Raw genomic sequence first — 18,713 nt, 5'->3', positions numbered from 1 at the left:
GATTTTACAAAATCCGCAAAACGAAACCGAACCCTTTAAACGCCTTTTCCTTCCGATGGGCGGCGTTTAAAGAACCAATCCGTCCAAATACTTTAGAAACGGCTGAAGTATCTTAAACGATTCGATCGTATTCTTGACGAAGTTTTTGGAAGTCAGGTCCGCGTCGTTCACTTTTCTTTCCACGATATAACTCGTATATTGGATCAAAGAAAGATCGGGATGATCCTTTGAAAAACCTTTCGGAGCGGTTTTTAACTTCATATCCGAAAGACCTCCGAACTCAGCGACAAACTTCTTATCTTGGATAATCTTCTTTAGAATTTTAGAATCTTCTAAAATAGATTCCCGCACCGTGCGAAGAATCTTAGTTTCGGGCATATATAAACCGCCCGCGATAAAGGATTCGTTGCCCGGTTGAACGTGAATGTAAAAAAGAGGACGGCCTAAATCTTTTCCGGAAGCTCCGATGCTCGCACCGAAATTGGTTTTATAGGGTTCCTTGTTTTTGGAAAAACGAACGTCCCTATAAATGCGAAAGATACATTTTTTCGGATCCACACCAGTCAAAGCTGGATTCACCTTTGCAAGACCGAAGATCAGTTCGGTGATCAGATTTTCGAAATCGGTTTTCGCTTCCGTAAACGAATCCTTATTCTTTTCCAACCAGGGTTTGTTGTTATTCTTCGCTAATTTTTTAAGAAAGTCGAGAGTGGAGGGATGTAACATGAAAAAACCTTTCGCATAAGAATCGTATTTCCTATCTTCCCGATCAAGTCAAAAACGATTCTATAAAACGCAAGCGGCTCGATGACAACCGCCGCGCTCACAAAAGAATTCCTTCGAAATTTAATAAACGCCCGAAAGAAAAGAATCCAAGTCCTTAGCGGTACGATCCGGAATCTCCTCCATCGGAATATGACCCGCACCTTCGTAAACCGCGAACTTCGCGTTTTTCAAATCACGCTTCCAGTTCGGAAAGTATTCGTATTTCAACCAATGATCTTCGGTTCCCCACATAACCAAAGTGGGAGTCGTAACCTCAGTGATTCTTTTCGAGATATCCGGGTTTAAAAATTTTTCACGAGCGATCTGAAAGATTCTCGCGATCGCTTCTCGGTTCCCTTCTCTCATCGAAAGATCCACGTATCTTTCTTTCACATCGTCTTTGAGTTTGGAAGGATCTCCGTAAGCCTGACTGATTCCGCGGCCCACAAGAAAACTCGGAGTGGAAAGTTTAGCGACCGGTCTTACAAGAGGATGACTGCCGAACGCGATGAGTTCGGGTAAGGGTTGAGCATAACCCGCGGCGTCGATCAAAACCATCTTCTCCACTCGACTAGGATACGAAAGAGAATAGTTCCAAGAAATATAACCTCCCATCGAGTTCCCTACTAAATAAAATTTTTCCAAACCCAGACGTTTTCTGAATTCTTCCAAAAGTTGAACCCCTTCGATCGGATCCAAAACGGAAAGATCTCCGTCGATCCCGGTCAAACCGTGACCCGGAAGATCCAAACGAATGATTCTATATTTACCTTTGAGAGACGCGGTCCAATCGTCCCAAGTATGTAAGGATGCACAAACACCGTGCAAAAGAATGATCGCGGGCCCCTGCCCCTCGTCTCTGTAATGAAGATTGACTTTGCCGATCTGAACGAATTCGGATTCGGAATTGGCGTATTTCGATTTAAGAACATCGATCGGAATCGAACCGATTCCTAAAAATCTGCAGGAACTCAAAAAAACGGACAAAAGAAGAACGGTCGTTCTGAACTGAAAACTGGGAATTTGTTTCATACATTCTCACCTAAATTTTTCAAATTTTAGAATGACATATCAATCAGTTTCTAAGCCCGTAAAGAACAAATTTACCGACCGGAAAAGATTTTTTCCGACAAAAGGCCACTGGACTTAAGGAGAATGGAGCTTCTGGATTTTTTAAAAAAGAATCAGATCGATCCGTCTTTAAAGATGGAATCGATTCTCTGAAGAATGGAAATTTCTTTCTCGGACGAAAAACGCACGAGTTTCAATTCGGAAACGAGATTTCCGAGTTCGTTGATAATCGGCATTCCCAGTTTTCTGAAATCGGGAACCCACAACGAATTCAAATCTCCGGGTTCCGCTTTCCAGAGACCTCTTGCATATTCCCTTCTTCTCGTTTCCAAATCCTTTTTGGAAACCGAAGAGATCAAGTACGCATACAAAGGGTCCACCCATTCTTCCATTCCCGGTGCGGGATTGAATCCGTGAAAACAAGTGAGATGAACCACGTTGCTGAAATTTCTTACGATCCGAATTTCGGTTCTATGAAAACTGGAAGCAAGAATCGGACAAGCCGATTTGGATTCCTGAGTATACCAATTCTTTCTACGAGAAGGAAGAAATCTTTGATGAACCCCTCTTGTAATTCCTGACTGAAGATGACTTTGTAACGCGTGAGAATCGTTCGGATCGTATTCCAGTTTCACGTCGAGAAGCCAGACCTTGGCTCCTTTTCTACTCAATTCTTCCCAATCCTCGTATAAGAATATTTTGTTTCTTGCATATTGAGATTTTGGAATACAGGCCTTGAAATGTTTTTCGGGGATTCCGGACGCTTCGACCATCTCCTTCGTGAACAAAAAGAAATCGTTGTCTCCCGTGGCGATTCCCCTCGTAAACTTCCCGAAATGGGACAAGGGAACGTAATTCCCCAAGTTTTCTTTTTCCGTATCCGTTCTTTTTTCACCCGATTGGATTTTCTTTTCCAGTCTGTGAAAGATCGGACTCCATTTCGCTTCCGGATCCGGAAACGGAATCCAGTCCGTCTGAATCGATTCCACCGAACCCGCGGGCAGTCTGGACTTATCCGAAAAAAATCCGGGTTTCAACCTAGTCCATTGAAAGCCGGACTTCTTTACTTTATCAGAATTTTCTAATAGAACGATGCAGGAACTCGTCACCGCCTCGTCGAAAAGGCTGTCCTGAGGCGAAAGTAAAAATAAGGAATGCAACAAACCGGATTCCTGCAAAGCGGACTTGATAAAAACCCCGTAACCGGAATTGAAAAAATCCTGGGGAACAAGAAAGGCCGCCCTGCCCCCTCGATCGATCATATTCAAACATTTTAATAAAAAGAAAACGTAAAGGTTTGCGGTTCCGGGAAGTTTCCTGTCGGATCGACCTGCGAACTGCTGAATCAATTCTTTGGAATAATTCTTATCGCTGATCTTTCTGTAAGGAGGGTTGCAGAGAATGATATCGAACTTCTGATCCTCTTTCTGCAAGAGGAAGTCTCGATCGTAAAAGTTTAGTATACTAGTTTTTGAAATTCTATTTTCAAGGGCTTGTCTGCTCGAGTTCAGACATTGCAGATCCAGATCGAAGCCGACCCATTCCGCATTAATGTTGGGGAGTTTATCGAGTATGCTTTCAAAAAAAATTCCGTTTCCTATCGCAGGATCGAGTATACGGTGTATACGCTCTGGATCGTCCGAGGAGGTGATTCTCTCGGCCCCCAGAACCCAATCTACCAGGAAATCCGCGACCCTTTCGGGTGTAAAAAACTGTCCTAGATATTTATTCTTATTTTTTGAGTTTACCCCTGGTGACATCTATACCGTGCAATTCCGATTCTTCGCCGTTCAAACGAAATCGATTTTTTCTGCTTACAAGTCTCGATCTTTAACATCGATTAAAGACAAAAGTTTCAGAACCTTAGAAGCAAACAACCAGTAAATTATTTACATTAGTTTACGTGTGTTAGGCGAACAATCAGTATACTATCTATTTATATTTTAGACTTCGTGGATTCTTTTTAAGCGGACATTTAAAATAAACGTATACGAATCTATCTCTGAATGAATCGAGCGTATTATGATCTAATACCATTCCGTTAGTCGTATTATAGATTACTTCGTTTATCAATACACCTCGGTTTAAATCGGAAAGGTAAAGATCGAGTTTTTCTAAATTTAAAACCGTTCCAAATCCTTTATTCGTTTTTTTGAAGATTCAGAAGTCGGTTTCTGTGACAAGCCGTCTTAGAAAAAAGATCGATATGCAAACAACGTATACGCCGGTTGCAAAAGAAAACGAATTAAGACATTGAACCCGAGAATATGATCTATATTTACATTTATACGGAGATTATGGTATAAGAAAGGTCACGTAACGTCTTAAGGACTTGTAGCATATTTTAATTAATACGAATTATATTAATGCGACATGGTGTCGCATCAAGTGGTGTTTAAGCTTAACGAGCGAAGGCTTGAGGACTTTTATCCCCGTTATCCTTGTTTCCGATTTTTTTTAGGATTAAAGTTTCCAGAGAATCGAATTTTTGTCTGCGGGCCTCTTCCAACGGGTTTCTTCCGTGTATGTCGGAAAGATTCGGATCGGCTCCGAGTTCGATCAGTTTTTCGGCTAATACGATTCGCTTTCTAAGAATGGCTTGTAAGAGAGGAGAAATTCCTTCCGCGTTTCTATGATTGAGATTCGTTCCGGTTTTTACGAGCAGTTCGGATATTCTCAGATCCGCGTCGGATTCTTCCGAAAGAAAATGAAGAGCGTTGTCCGCTCCGACTTGAATCTGTTTGCCGTCCTGATTCTTTTCATGAAGACGGCTCGTATAATCCGACTTCGCGTTGTTCTTCAAAAGAAACTCAACGATCGGATAATGCGCCGAAGAAGATCCGGCTCCACACGCAAGGAAAAGCGGAAATTCTTCCGGATTGCCCTTGTCAAAATTTACGTCGGCGTGATTGTCCACGAGGAATTGAACGAGCACGAGATTCCCGTGACGGATCGCCATGTTTAATAACGAAACCGGAACCGTCTTCGTATCGTCGATCTTGGAAAGGTATTCCAACTTAGCTCCCGATTCGATCAATCGTTTGGGAACCGCGAGATCGTCTATGTCGAGAACCTTTACGTCCAAAAGCCCGGATAAACTTTCCGAGATCACCGAACTTCCGTCCTTGTCCTGCGCGTTCACGTTCGCTCCCGCACGGATCAACACTTCGGCGACTTCCGGTCTATGATCTGCGATCATCAACGCTGTTTTTCCTCTGGAATCGGAGGCGTCCACCGTCGCTCCCGCGCGGATCAACAGCTCGGTTTTTTTAGGATCCCCTTCTTGAACGGATCTTAAAAACTCGCTGTCCAACGCCGGATCGGCCAATAGAAAAATCGGGAAAATCAAAAAGAAACAAGGAAGTTTATGAATTCTTGAAATCATCGCTTTATCTATAGACCATCTTATAATATTGAATCGGATTTTTTACGGAGTGTATATCCACATTTTTCGGACCCGCTTTTTACCGGAATCCTAAAAACGCCCTTTTTATCTTGACCCTTTCTTCTCGTCGGGGTTCCTACTTGTTTTCGGAGTTTCTCTCATGCCACAATCCTTTAAAGAATATACGTATTACGACGCCACGGGACTCGCGGATTTGGTCCGCAAAAAATCGGTTCATCCGAGCGAACTCGTCGAATCCGCAATCGAAAGAATCGAATCCATCAATCCCGGGTTAAACGCCGTCATCACTCGCTTTTATGAAGAAGCAAGAAAGACCGCGAAGTCCAAACTTGCGGACGGTCCGTTTCGAGGTGTTCCGATTTTAATCAAGGATATCGTTCATTCCATCGGAGGCGCTCCCCTTACCTCGGGTTCGAAGTCGTATCGCAATTATATTTCTCCCGTGGATTCCGAGTTCGTAAAAAGACTCAAGAACGCGGGAACGATTTTTCTCGGACAAACGAACGTACCCGAGTTCGCTTTGATGGGAATCACCGAACCGAAGTTTCACGGTCCTACTAGAAATCCTTGGAACTTGGAAAGAACTCCAGGCGGTTCTTCCGGAGGTTCGGCCGCGGCGGTCGCCTCGGGAATGGTTCCAGTCGCAACCGCTTCCGACGGAGGAGGATCGATTCGAATTCCCGCCGCCTATTGCGGGTTATTCGGTCTCAAACCGACTCGGGGAAGAACACCGGTCGGTCCGTATTTCGGAAGATTCTGGCAAGGCGCTTCCGTCGATCACGTTCTTTCCAGAACGGTCAGAGACAGCGCGGCATTTTTGGACGCGTTAGGCGGAATCGAAAACGCGGGAGCGTTCTCCTTTGATTCGCCTAAGACGAGTTATACGGCCGAACTCAAAAAACCTCCGGGCAAGTTGCGAATCGCATTCTCCACTCAATCTCCGATCGGAGCTCCCGTTCATCCGGATTGTGTGGAATCGGTGGTTCATACGGCGAAACTTCTACATTCTCTCGGTCATAAGGTGGAAGAGAAGGACGCTCCCGTAGATGGTCGTGCGATCGGACGCGCGTTTATCACGATGTATTTCGGAGAGATGGCCGCTCAGATGAAAAATCTCGAACCGATTCTCGGAAGAAAAGCAAGAATGGGAGACGTAGAATCCGTCACATGGATTTTGGCTTTGCTCGGCAGAACCGTTTCCGCCGGAGAATTCGTTCTCAACTTACAAGAATGGGACAAGGCCGCTCTCGCAATGGAAACCTTTCACGAAACTTACGACGTATATCTAACGCCTACTACGGCGATGCCTCCCGCAAAGATCGGAGAACTCGAACCGAAACTCGGTGAAAAAATCGCGATGCAGGTTGTGGGTCGTCTTGGTTTGGGAAGAATGCTTCTCGCTTCGGGACTCGTCGACGAACTCGTGGAAAAAAGTCTTTCCCGCACTCCGTTTACTCAACTCGCAAATCTTACCGGCCAACCTTCGGTTTCGATTCCTCTCGGTCAAACGAGCGATCAACTTCCTTTGGGTTTGCAGTTCACCGCGGCGAGAAGACGAGAGGATATTTTGTTTCGTCTCAGCGCTCAGTTGGAAAAGGCGGCTCCTTGGTCGAATCATAAGTAAGAATGGATTCAAAAAGTTAAATATTCAAAAATAATCTTATTTCTCAAAGTGAAACCTTTCAAAAATTAAAATAGGATTTGAATTCAAAAATGATCGATTCGATTTCCGATGCGTCCGATTTTGGCAAAGTCTCCGAATATGATTCGATTCGAGACGTTATCCGTTATCTTCGGAACACATTCGGTAAAGAAAGGGAAGCGGTCGTCGCGTACGCGATGCTTTTGTCCATTCACCTCGCAAAACGCGGTTCGTATCGGGACGATACTTTGAAAGCGCTGGATCTTCTTTCCAAAACGAAGGCTCGATTGGACATCGCTTGCGCGCATACTCGTCCTACCATCGATATTACATCCGAGATTTTATTCGAAGCGCAAAGATTTGCAGACGAAGCGACCATTCCTTGTACGGAATGGCCGAGCGTGGAAGAAGTTATCGAGGTTGTTTCCAAAACGGCCAGGAAGTTTGCACTTTCGGCCGATTGAGAATGGCCACGACGACTTTTTAAAAAATTCTACTTTGAACTTGGTACGTAGAAGGCAGGGCCGTTGTTGTACCAGCCTAAACAGCTCGTTCCCGCCTCACAATATAATGCCGGAGAATACAAAAACCTTTGTGGTGAATCCGCAGAATACGCATAAACAGGGATCGTTCCCGGTTGCTGACTCAAATAAGCGTAGAATGCAATTCCGATGTTATTCCAACCGAGACAACCCGTTCCTACCGGACAGTATTGATTCGGGGAATACATGAATCTATATAAACCATTCGGATCTTGAACTTGATATTGGTAGATCGGTACTGTTCCCGATAATGCCCGATCGAATGCATAAAAAGCGTGTCCGTCATATTTGTAAACGACTTGTCCATAGCGAACTAAGTTCTTAGGCAGGAACGGTAAACGACTGTAATACAAACTCTGAACGTTAAGAGCCAAATCCGAATATTGATAAATCGCAATCGTTGCTTTTTGAAGCAGTGTTTTTGGTTGGCTGAGTTTGTTGATTACGTTCCATACGATTTTGCTGACGACGTTTGATATATTTTCATTTTTTTCATGTACCAAACCAAGATGCCAATCGTAAAGACCACCATTGAACACAGTTCCATTATTTTCAAATAGCCCTATCATAGCACCGAAATGTTTTCCAGCCATCGCGTTATTATCCGAATGCTGATAGTTCTTTAACTGATTGGGGATCGCATCCAAATAAGCTAAGATTTGAAAATTGATCGGAGCTCCGTCATCTCCAGTTGGGTAAAACTTCTTACCGACTGTTGCTCCCGGATATGCATAAGGACACGCGTCATTCACACATCTAAAGTGAAGAGAATCACCTTCTGCAGAACTGGTCCCGGTAAGTCCATCTTTAACGGTTCCGTCTGCATTATAAAACAGACCGAAACTTTGAAAATCTTGCATTCCGGTCGAATCGTAAACCCAGTGATTTGATTGTTTTACTTCGAACTGCAAAGGGGTCCCCGGTCGCCAACCCTTATGTGGATCCTCAGGAGGAAGATTGTCTGAGTAATTTTTCTCCGGACCGTAAATAGTCCCATAAAGATAACTCAAACCAAAGGTTTGATTTTCAGGATAACCAAGTAAATTCCATTTAATAGTTTTTAAAGAAGGGTCGGTAGTCAAATCGCCATCCCGCTCTTTAAAACAAACTAATTTTCTATATGGGTTACCATTCAAATCGTTCTCCAATCGTATTTGATACCAAGACGTATTCCCTCCAAAGACAGCTAAGTTCCCACCATTCATCACATAGTTATCTAAATTGACCCTCATCGGTTTTGAGATGTATTCGTTCTGGCCCATCATAATCACAAGTTGATATGAATTTAATAAATTAGGATTTGAGTGTAAATCGACATCACTTGCATATTCAAGTGTATAATTATTACCGTTACTATCCTTCTTGTTTAACACCGATGAAATAAAAGCCGTATGCCTTCCAATGTTACTTGCAGTGGGCCGATTGAATGGAGCATATCCTGAAAACGCAATATTAGTTTCTGGATTAGCCACATTAATTTCCTCATAGGTACTTGTGCCTCCCCATGTATTGTATGCCTGCCAAGTAGAGAAAGGAAGAATCACAAGCACATTACTAGTCGACGCAAGAGTGCTCGGTCTTACCACAAAGTAAATGTGATTCGGTGATTCCTTTTCATCATATAGAATTGGGCGGTTTAAGTCTAAAAAATATAAGCCCGGTGGCCAACTTCCGTCGGCGGGAATCGTCTTAGAAACAGTAGTAGTCCAAGAGCACCCATCAATCCCATTTACTGATACCGTTGCTGTTTTACAACCATCAACGTTTTGAGAATCAATCTGCACGCCGTCAATAAAACCCTTAGATTGATTACCCGTTGCTTCAACTCGATAAAATATGGCTTTAAAATTATAAGGAATTCCTTGGGCCATAGGATCGTTCAGATAAAATTGAATCGTATCTCCGGGCGCAACGGAAGTCGTTGAACTGTAACCCTCCAATTCCAAAGAAGAAGTGCGTAGTTGACTGCCGATCTGAGGAACGTGAAAGCCTATTCCTGCATTCGTCCAACCAAGCCAATTTCCGCCAACTGGGACAATCTGCTTTGCCGTATAAAAAAATCTTTGTTGAGGAGAATCTACGACATAAGTGAAAACAGGTCTCGTATAAGATCTCGCATTCGGAAATGCATAAAAAGCGGGTCCGCTGTTATACCATCCACAACTGGTTCCAACAGCGCAGTATAAATTGGTCGAATACATAAATCGATATCGGCCGCCGGCATCCACCGCATAGTATTGATATACAGGAACGGTTCCAGTTCTTGGATTTTCAAAAGCATAAAATACGACTCCATTCGCGGTCCAAGCCGCGGGGGTATTGGAGCTAAAAGAATAATAGAACACTTGGCTTCCATACATGTCAGTATATTCGTATTGATATACGGGTCGAGGAGCGGTAGAAGGTAAGTTACTTTGCAAACTTAGTCGAGGATTTTCGATAGAAATCGATACATTTTTCACGTTATTCGAAAACAAAAGCCCAAACAAACCGTTTGTGTTCGAATTCGAATTACAGAAATTAAAAAATACGAAAGAGATCAAAAGAAAGAGAGTTCGTTTAACAACGTGATATTTATGGATCATAGAATTCGCATCATCCGAACAAGCACGGAAGAACGTCAAGAGGATTCAAAATTTTATAATTTTACTCTAAGTTTATCTTTATAATAAATACGATTCTTATGCAAAGATTTCGTTTTGAATTGTACGTTAAAATCTACACAATCATTGAGAGTTTAAACTTTTTATAAATGGACATTCAAGCAGTCGCTTTTCTGAAATACAATCATCCATGGATTGCTTAAAATCGAACCGTAATTCCATTCTTCTCTTCACACAATCATGAACATTCATCCAACTGAAAATAAGTCTTGATTTCAATGGAATCTGCAATAAATTCTCCCTCATCCATCCATGTCCAAAATTCCAGTCTTACTCATCGGTCTCGGACGCATCGCGTCCTCACTTGAAAAGGATTCGCTTCGAAATCATCCTTGCACGCACGCAGGCGCGATCTTTTCCGCACAGGGCAAAAAAAGATTCTCCCTAATCGGAGCGATTGATCCGTCGGAGGAACGACGAAATCGTTTTTGCAAAGATTGGAATATTCCAAAAGAAGCATGTTTTTCGGACTTTCAAGAATGGTCGAAGGCATTCCGATCTACAAAAAATCACGGAACGAATTCCGATGTTTTCGAAACGAGCGGAGTTCCGACCTTGACCGCGACAAACAAGGGCTTTTCATCAATCCCAAAAAGTTCCGACAAACAATCATCGGTCAGTATGAGTTCCCACACAAAAAGTAGGAACTCATACACAAACAAACTAAAACCGGGACAAATCGCGAACGAATCGATCGACTACGACATTCGGAACTGCCTCGTAGTCATCGCGACCCCGTCGGAAACACACTACGAACTCGCGAAGAAGGCGATCGACTTCGGATTTCGCAGACTTCTCGTGGAAAAACCGGTTTGTCATTCTCTGCAACTCGCGCGCAAACTCGCAAAACTCTGTGAAGAAACCGGAACCGATCTGCGCGTGAATCACGAAAGAAGATATCATCCCCTTTATATCCAAGTTCGTAAATGGATCTTGGAACAAACCTACGGTCCCGTAAAAACGATCCGAGCTTCCGTTCTCACGTCGGCCCGCGATCCGGGTCGAGCGATCTTGGACAAGACCGGACCGCTCTTTCATGACGGAACTCACGCAGTGGATTTACTCGTTTGGTATTTGGGAATGCCCGACCGTGTGGTTTCCGTTTTGCGGTCGTATCGCCATTCTCCCGTGGAAGAACAGGCCTTGGCGCTCATGACCTATCCGAAGGGCGAAACCGTTTTTTTGGAAGCAGGAGGAATGCGGAATTACTTCCAATTCGAGCTGGACATACAGACAACGGACGCCCGATTTCTCGTCGGAAACGACGAGGTTCGTTATTGGAAATCCAAACCTTCCCGCAAGTATAAGGGATTTAAAAGTTTGACTCCGGTTTCAATTTCCGAAAAATCTTCCGCAGGCTCGAATCCGTTTCTCAATTTATACGATTCTCTCTTTCGACATTTTACCGGAAAACCGTCCGGGATCACGGGCGATATGAAGGAGAATCTTCAAATTCTCACCTTGCTGGATACGATCCGGAGAGGAGCCGAAAAAAGAATCCTAGAGGTTTAGAATTTTTATCTATGCTCGTGTCTTCCACAACCGGAACAACCGAACCTCAGGAAACCCAGTCGTATAAGCGTCATAGTAGCGCTTGGAGATTTTGGAACGCGAGTTCCTTCGTTTGGAAAAAGATCTGGGCTATATTCTGGTTTTTTAAACTAGGAAGAATTCTTTTTCCTTCCTATAGAAACCCCTCCGTTCAAGAAAAATTCTTTCGTGTTTTGGGAGAAGACAGCCGCAATTTCTTCTTATCCATGGGCGGGGTTTACATCAAACTCGGTCAGTATCTCGGAAATCTTTCCCATATCTTTCCGGATTCGTTCACAGAATCTCTTCAGGATCTTCAGGATCGGGTTCCACCCCATCCATTCTCCGAAGTGGAAGAACGGTTTCGTTTGGAGTTCGGCAAAGAAATCACAAAAGTTTTTCCGGATATCAAAAACGTTCCCGAAGCGAGCGCTTCCACGGCTCAGGTTCATGTCGCTTCCATCGGAGGACAAAAGGTCGCCGTTAAGGTTTTGTATCCGGGAATCGAAAACTTAATCGCAAACGATCTGAAAAACATACGCTCCTTCTTAAAAAGAATCAATCGATATCTTTTTCGTTTCGAATACAAGAAGGTTCACGACGAGATCACTCATCTCGTAACAAGAGAAACCGATCTCAAACTCGAAGCCGATTCCTACGATCGAATGAGACAACTTTTCGCGGAAGAACCCGACTATGTGTTTCCGAAAGTGATCCGTCAGTTTTCGGGTAAGAGCGTTCTTGTAACGGAGTTCATCGAAGGCGTTAAGATCACGAAGGCGACGCCGGTGATCAAAGGTCAGGCGAAATCAAGACCCGTGGAACTTCTCGTCCGCGCTTACGTTCTGATGATCTTTCAATATCGTTTTTATCACGCGGACCCGCATCCAGGAAATCTCATCTATACGCCCGATGAAAAACTCTGTTTCATCGACTTCGGAGCCGTGGGAGAAATCGGCGCGAGCGGCGTATTCGCATTAAAAAAAATCTTCCTTTCGGCGATCGCAAAGGATTACTACGGGGTTGTGGGCGGTCTCGAAGACATAGGAGCCTTGTCCGCTTCCGCCGATCGGGACAAACTCGAAGAGGTCGTTCGTTATTCTTTGGAAAAACTCGGGCGTTTTGTCGCGGACACGGACTACTTCCGAAATCTTTCTTTGGATCAGATTCACACACGGGAAGACCGACTCTTTCTCAAAGAGATCAACTCGAGTTTGAAGGAAATTTTTAGAATGATTCAGATCCCGGAAAATTTCATTTTCCTGGAACGTGTCCTTGGTTTATTGGTAGGGATCACCGCGATTTTGGATCCTTATAGAACCGTTTTAGATTACGGTGAAAAACCGTTCCGGACTGTCGCCACCGGCAAAGAAGGCGGACTGGAGTCTCTTTTGTTAAACGAAGATAAGAATCTTTTGGGAAATACCCTTTCCATTCCGGGAGAATTTTATAAAGTACTCCAGAACATCAACCGCGGACGACAGGGAATCCAACTTCGGGAAGTCGAACGTCATACCCGAAAGATGTATGTCCTCGGGCATCAGATCCTTTACAGCGGATTCTTGATTGCAGGAATTCATTTCGGAAATTATTATCTCGAAAAAGGAATGGAAATCCAAAGCTGGGGATTTTTCGGAGCCTCGGGATTTTTCGGACTTGTACTACTTTATTCATTTTGGAAAAACAAACTTAAAAAGAAAGGAACCTCTCCGTGAAATATTTTGAAAAACGATTTTTAGACGTCTATCGTCCCGTTTATCTAGCCGTCATTTTTATCGGAATCGTATTGGATCTCGTGACCAAGTTTCTCGTCATTCTATACTTTCAACCGCACCGTTATCTGGAAGTTCTCGGAAGTTTTTTCAGAATGACCCTGACATTCAACACGGGTTTCGTATTCGGAGCGTTTCAAGACAACGCGATCCCTTCCCTCGTTGCGACCGGAATTGCGATCGTGTTTCTCATCGGTTACAGATGGAAAAATTTCGACCTCGGAAATCCTTGGGGATGGAACCTTGTGATGGCCGGAGCCTTCGGAAATTTTCTGGATAAATTCTTCGTAAAAATTCCGGGCACTGGATTTCGTTTCGGATTTCAACCCAACATGGGAGAATACATCGGCGTCGTCGACTTTCTCGATTTCGACTGGCCGGACTTTCTTTTATTTTCAAGATGGCCCGCGTTTAACGTGGCCGATTCCTGCGTAACGATCGGACTTACCATTCTTATCTTTACGATGAAACTCGAAGAGGAGAAATAATTTCTTGAAAGCCCTCGATCTGCCCATCTGGAGAAAACTATTCAATCGCAAGGAAGCGAACAATAAGGAAATCATTCACTTTCTCAGAGAGACGTCCGTTTTCGGGAGAATGAAAAAAAGAACCCTCATTGAAATCGCAAGGATGGTGCACGTTCGAGAATATCAGGAAGGTGAAACCATCTTTCGTCAGGGAGAAGTCGGAGCCGGATTTTATCTCGTATACCAAGGTTCGGTGGTGATTCGCTCCGTAAGAGACGGAATCGAACTCGATCTCGCTCATCTCGACGGCCACGCGTTCTTCGGAGAACTTTCCCTCTTCACGGAAGAAAGAAGAACCGCGAGCGCGATCGCTCTCGAACAAACAACTCTGCTCGGATTCTTTCAACCCGACTTAAAAGAAATCATAGAAACAAAACCGAGAATCGGAATCGAAATTCTCATGAGCTTATCGACCGTGATCGTGGAAAGACTTCATAGGACCAACGGTCTTTTGGAAAAGGCTTACTTCCGAGGAAAACAAAAGAATGCGTGATCCCGCGAGAAAGGAACTTTCCGAGTATTTTATACGAACCAGTTTTTTTCTAATCGTCGCCTTTACGATCATCGTTTCGCTTTGGGGTCTTCAACTTCTCGCCGTTCCGATGGTGATGGCGTTGTTGATCTTCTATGCGTTTAACGGAACGATCAACAACCTGGAAAGTCTGGGAATTCCCCGCATTCTTTCCATAGCGGTTCTTATGTTGGTCATCAGCATTCCGATTTATCTTTTCATAAACTCGGTCGCACCTCCGATCGTTTCGACTCTGAATCCTCTTTTAAAAAATTGGAAACAGGATCTGGACGAAGCCAAGTTCAAATATTTAACCGTAACCGTAAATCTTCAGTTCAACGAATTCCCTTCGAGCTGGAACGAAACCCTTCGGCCCGACGAACTGATCAAAAAAATCGCCGAGTTGATGCACGAACAAGTCAAAGGTTTCGTTTCCTACGTTCCCACTTTGATCGGTTATATGATCATCACTCCTCTCTTCGCATTTTTATTTTTGTTAAACGGAAATGGAATGTATAAGAATCTGATCGCTCTGATTCCGAATCGTTATTTCGAAATGGCCTTGATGGTCACCTATAAGATCAACGAACAACTCACGAACTATCTCAAAAGTTTGATGATTCAAAGCGCGATCATCTGCGTCGTTTCCGGCGTAGGATTTTACTTCATAGGTCTTCCCTACTTTTATATCTTCGGCCTTTTTCTCGGAGTTGCGAACTCGGTTCCGTATCTCGGTCCGATCATGGGAGCGATTCCCCCTTTGTTCTTCGCGCTCGTCATCGGAGGAACCGGAGCAACGGAACTGATGACTTCGATCTTGATCGTGGTTTTGATCGCTCAGATCATTGATAACTTTTTTATCCAGCCGATCGTGATTTCGGGTTCCGTTTCCTTACATCCGATCGTAGTCGTGGGCGCGGTGACCGTAGGCGGAGCGGCTTTGGGTTTGGTGGGAATGTTGATCGCAGTGCCGATGGCCGCGATCTTAAAGGTTACGATTCAAACACTTTACAGTTCTATGAAAGATCACAATCTTCTTTAAAGAACGTTGTGATTCGTCCGATTCGACTCTAAAAATCGGATACGATACCAATCGCTTTAAATTTGTTTAATGTAGGTTCGGGTTCGCGTTTCGAATCCGATTTACGAACGTTTCCTTTTCCGAATTCTGAAAAACGTTCAGAGGAACGATAAACGCGCTGAGCGACGTCACGTATAAGAAAAGATATCCGTCTCCTTCTTCCAAACGATGAATCGCCTTTAACACATGTCGAAACGTTCCGGATTCGTTTTCCACGATAAGAACGTCGTCGGCCAGTTCCACGTTTTGAACTCCGACCATTCCGTGATTGTGTCCTTCTTTCAGAAGATTTTTTACGTTATTCTTCAATCTCCAGTAATAGAGTTTGTCCGAATAAAAATACCAAAGAATTCCGAACACGAACAAGGGAGAATTCCAAAGAATCGACGTAAGATTCAAATTCTCCCGATTGAGAAAAAGAAACACAAGAACCGCCCAAACCGGGATCAACAACCTTAGAAAAAAAAGTCTCTTCTGTGTGAACTTGGAATTTCTAAAATGATATAGATTAAAATTGATAACGTCTTGTTCGTTTAACGCAAAGTTGAGTTTCATATCGAATGCGGATCTTCGCGGACCTTAGAACAAACCGTTTACGCCGTTGATCGTGACGGTTTTAATCACTTCTTTGTCCTTTTCGGACTCCGCGACCTTCCAGTTTACGCCCGAGGAAGTCGACAAAAGACTTCTGCCGATTCCCTTACGACCCAAAGCCGAACCGACTCCGCCCACCCTAGCGATAAAAATATCGAACTGCGAGGACAGTTTCGCATAACGTTCCAGGTCTTGTGCGTGCGAAGAATCGGATTCCAAGACGGAATCGATGTGAAAAAGAAGGTTCACATTCTGGGACTTCAATTCTTCCAGACGCGTTTGATTTTTGATTTCGTTACCCGCGACGATTCCGAAACGGAAACCGCCCATAATAAAGATCGTCTCGGCGTCTCCGGGAACAGCGGCATTTTCCTCGGGAGAAAGTTCCCTTTTATCGTACCAATCCACGACGACCACGTTTTGAACGATCGGAACGCTGATTCTCAGTTTGCCGGAATCGTCCTTTCTGAAAATCGAACCGCCGATAATTACGCCTTTATAATATTCAGAAATTTGCAACAACTCGTCCGATAAAAATTTGGATTTATCCGCGAGTTTTTCGGGTGTGGAAGACGAATCGTATAACGGGAAGTATTCCGGTAAAAGAAGAAAATCCGATTTCTCTTTGGAGAGTTTCGATTTTTGATCCGAGGAAACGGGTTGATTGATCTGTTTCTGAAAGAGTGTGACCTTTGCCGATGCCAATGGAGAACCGCCCGATCAATCGCCCAGGATGGAAGGATCCACACCTAAGGAATCCGCATCCAGATTTTCGGCGGAACCGTCGGCCGCCCCGGCGCCACCACCCGGAATTCCCAGATCGGATTCTCCTCCGGAAGGTTGTTCCGTTTTGATTCCGAATTCCTTTTCCATTTCTTCCGGTGAAAGTTCCGTGACGCCGCCAAAAAGATCCCCGCTTTCCAAACGACCCGTAAACGCGATCGCAAAACAGTAAGCTTCCATAATACACTGTTTGATCGGTTTTTTATTCAGTCTTCTTCTCGATTCCATCAGATCGAAACTCATCAGTTCGTCCATGTTGGTCACGATTTCCTTTTTGGATTTCATGTCGGCTATCAGTTTCTCGAGAATCTCCGCGGTTTTCTCCACGAATTCTTTTACCGTAACCCGAACGTTTCTGGATTGTTGGCTTCGTTTCGTTTCGAGAGAAGTCGTTTTTTTGGAAGCCTCTATGTAGTTGGCTCCGGGATTTTTGAGATGGTTCTTTAGTTCTTTATAATATTGATCGTAGATTCTAAACTGTTCGATCGAAGCTCTTGTCGTTTCGTAGTGGTCGATCATCTTCTCGCGATAATCCACTTTCGAACCGTTTACAATCGTAGGTTTGATCTCTATCTTCTTCGTGGTCATCACGAAAGAATATTCGGCGTCGAATTCCTTAAAGAAAAGCCAGGTTAAAAATGCCTTATCGCCGGAAGGCAGAATTTCATATTCTCCCTTAGGATCGTGTTTTTTACGAAGCTGATCGAGAGGAAGCATTCTCATCAACTTCAAACCGTATTTGAGCTCTTTGCTGAGGGAATCTTCGGGATTGGTTTCCTCTTTTTTCTCTTCGACGGGAGCTTCCTCTTCGGGAGCCGCGCCGCCGGAGATCTCGTCCAATTCTTCCCCTTGTTGTCTATGACCGGGTTTTTCCTCCGGAAAAATTCCGAGGACACCTTCCATCGTATTGCTCAAAAGAGGGATATTTTTGTTTTCGTTTCTGAGAACTACAAGATAGAGTTTTTCGAAAAGAGTTCCGAATAGATAATCGAATTCCTGAAGAGCGCGTTTTTTCTTCGTGTTGTAAATGCTGGAAGGTTTTCCTTCGAGTTTTTCAAGAGCGGCGTAACCGAGAGTGATCGCCTTTACGTAACTTCCTTGAAACGGATAAACATAGTATAATTTTCTAAAAATCGAATATAACGGATCTTTTACTCTCGAAATGGAAACGGGCAGATCGGGAGCCGCGTTATGCGGTTCTAGCACCTGATTGACTTCGCCGTTGTCGTAAATCTTGTGCATTCTTCCCAGAAGTTCTATGTAGAGCGGATTCTGAGCGTCGAGTTCCTTCGCGATTTTACCCGCGTAAGCAGGGTTCCCGAGAATATCGTTTCCTACGAAGTTCAATTCCAATAGGGATTTTTTTCCGGAAAGATTGAACTCCGACATAAAACCGGGTAACAATTCGGATGAGGAAAATCCGGTGACCCTTCCCAACCAGCATTTGATTCGAACGGAAAGACGATTGATGAAGTTTCCCATCTCGTCTTCGAGCGCCTTTCTGTCTCTCGGGCTCGGTCCCTTCGGTCCTCCGACGGCCCCACCACCTTTTCCGACACCGGAACCCGAACGGGATGCGGAAGATCCGCTTCCTCCGCGAGACGAAGAATCTCTTCCGCCGGCCTGGCTTCTTTGACCTTGACGAATGTTGGGTTGATTTTTGGACGCGGCTTCTTCTTTCTTTTTATCCTTGTCGTTGACGACCTTGCCGCCAGCGGACTGGAATTTATCAAACATTTCTTTCCTGGCTTTATCATCCAGGTTATTCACTCCGATGGAGCGTTTTGTCTTATCGAACTCAGCCATAATGCAACCCTTGCAATCCC

General features: G+C 44.2%; 15 protein-coding genes. 7 read left to right on the top strand and 8 right to left on the bottom strand.

The window, feature by feature from the left end; translation table 11 throughout:
- Positions 1-66 precede the first annotated feature (66 nt).
- The 4 genes from CH367_RS03960 to CH367_RS03945 all read right to left on the bottom strand — a co-directional run bounded on the left by CH367_RS03960 (position 67) and on the right by CH367_RS03945 (position 5,221).
- A complete protein-coding gene (locus tag CH367_RS03960) occupies positions 67-726 on the bottom strand; it encodes a DUF2461 domain-containing protein (protein WP_100761153.1) in 660 nt (219 codons plus the stop codon).
- 120 nt (positions 727-846) lie between these two features.
- On the bottom strand, positions 847-1,797 hold the full coding sequence (locus CH367_RS03955) for an alpha/beta fold hydrolase (RefSeq protein WP_100761152.1): 951 nt from the start codon (positions 1,795-1,797) through the stop codon (positions 847-849).
- A 152-nt stretch (positions 1,798-1,949) separates the two neighbouring features.
- Positions 1,950-3,596, bottom strand: coding sequence for an HsdM family class I SAM-dependent methyltransferase (locus CH367_RS03950; RefSeq protein ID WP_100761151.1), 1,647 nt, complete (start codon positions 3,594-3,596; stop codon positions 1,950-1,952).
- A gap of 641 nt (positions 3,597-4,237) precedes the next feature.
- Entirely contained in the window at positions 4,238-5,221 is a 984-nt protein-coding gene (locus tag CH367_RS03945) for an ankyrin repeat domain-containing protein (RefSeq protein WP_100761150.1), read from the bottom strand.
- A gap of 160 nt (positions 5,222-5,381) precedes the next feature.
- On the opposite strand from CH367_RS03945, the gene CH367_RS03940 reads away from it, so the two are divergent.
- Together CH367_RS03940 and CH367_RS03935 are read left to right on the top strand one after the other, a co-directional pair.
- Complete coding sequence (locus CH367_RS03940) at positions 5,382-6,866, top strand: amidase (protein ID WP_100761149.1); 1,485 nt, start codon at positions 5,382-5,384, stop codon at positions 6,864-6,866.
- A gap of 89 nt (positions 6,867-6,955) precedes the next feature.
- A complete protein-coding gene (locus tag CH367_RS03935; RefSeq protein WP_100761148.1) occupies positions 6,956-7,348 on the top strand; it encodes a hypothetical protein in 393 nt (130 codons plus the stop codon).
- 29 nt (positions 7,349-7,377) lie between these two features.
- On the opposite strand, the gene CH367_RS03930 is transcribed toward CH367_RS03935, so the two are convergent.
- On the bottom strand, positions 7,378-9,888 hold the full coding sequence (locus CH367_RS03930) for a N,N-dimethylformamidase beta subunit family domain-containing protein (protein ID WP_165783204.1): 2,511 nt from the start codon (positions 9,886-9,888) through the stop codon (positions 7,378-7,380).
- Between the two features lie 453 nt (positions 9,889-10,341).
- Here CH367_RS03930 and CH367_RS03925 point away from each other — a divergent pair, with 453 nt between their 5' ends.
- Genes CH367_RS03925 through CH367_RS03905 form a run of 5 tightly spaced genes read left to right on the top strand, consistent with a single transcriptional unit; the run spans position 10,342 to position 15,471 of the window.
- Positions 10,342-11,601: a Gfo/Idh/MocA family oxidoreductase gene (locus CH367_RS03925; RefSeq protein ID WP_100761146.1), complete on the top strand. Its 1,260-nt coding sequence runs from the start codon at positions 10,342-10,344 to the stop codon at positions 11,599-11,601.
- A gap of 11 nt (positions 11,602-11,612) precedes the next feature.
- Positions 11,613-13,334, top strand: coding sequence for an ABC1 kinase family protein (locus CH367_RS03920; protein WP_100761145.1), 1,722 nt, complete (start codon positions 11,613-11,615; stop codon positions 13,332-13,334).
- Positions 13,331-13,879: a lipoprotein signal peptidase gene (locus tag CH367_RS03915; protein ID WP_100761144.1), complete on the top strand. Its 549-nt coding sequence runs from the start codon at positions 13,331-13,333 to the stop codon at positions 13,877-13,879. Before CH367_RS03920 ends, CH367_RS03915 begins: the two co-directional genes overlap by 4 nt.
- Positions 13,880-13,883: 4 nt before the next feature.
- Entirely contained in the window at positions 13,884-14,411 is a 528-nt protein-coding gene (locus CH367_RS03910; protein ID WP_100761143.1) for a cyclic nucleotide-binding domain-containing protein, read from the top strand.
- Complete coding sequence (locus CH367_RS03905; RefSeq protein WP_100761142.1) at positions 14,404-15,471, top strand: AI-2E family transporter; 1,068 nt, start codon at positions 14,404-14,406, stop codon at positions 15,469-15,471. Before CH367_RS03910 ends, CH367_RS03905 begins: the two co-directional genes overlap by 8 nt.
- A gap of 66 nt (positions 15,472-15,537) precedes the next feature.
- Here the strand turns inward: CH367_RS03905 and CH367_RS03900 are convergent, their stop codons facing one another.
- From CH367_RS03900 to CH367_RS03890, 3 genes are read right to left on the bottom strand one after another with little or no spacing between them, the layout of a single operon-like run.
- On the bottom strand, positions 15,538-16,065 hold the full coding sequence (locus CH367_RS03900; protein ID WP_100761141.1) for a YcxB family protein: 528 nt from the start codon (positions 16,063-16,065) through the stop codon (positions 15,538-15,540).
- Positions 16,066-16,089: 24 nt separating this feature from the next.
- Positions 16,090-16,809, bottom strand: a complete 720-nt coding sequence (locus CH367_RS03895) for a carbon-nitrogen hydrolase family protein (protein WP_100761140.1) — start codon at positions 16,807-16,809, stop codon at positions 16,090-16,092.
- A gap of 15 nt (positions 16,810-16,824) precedes the next feature.
- Positions 16,825-18,693: a hypothetical protein gene (locus CH367_RS03890; protein ID WP_100761139.1), complete on the bottom strand. Its 1,869-nt coding sequence runs from the start codon at positions 18,691-18,693 to the stop codon at positions 16,825-16,827.
- Positions 18,694-18,713: the final 20 nt, after the last annotated feature.

The organism is Leptospira barantonii (assembly GCF_002811925.1).
GTDB lineage: Bacteria > Spirochaetota > Leptospiria > Leptospirales > Leptospiraceae > Leptospira > Leptospira barantonii.
Note: the sequence above shows the minus strand (reverse complement) of the source record. Positions and strands in the feature narration are given on the sequence as shown.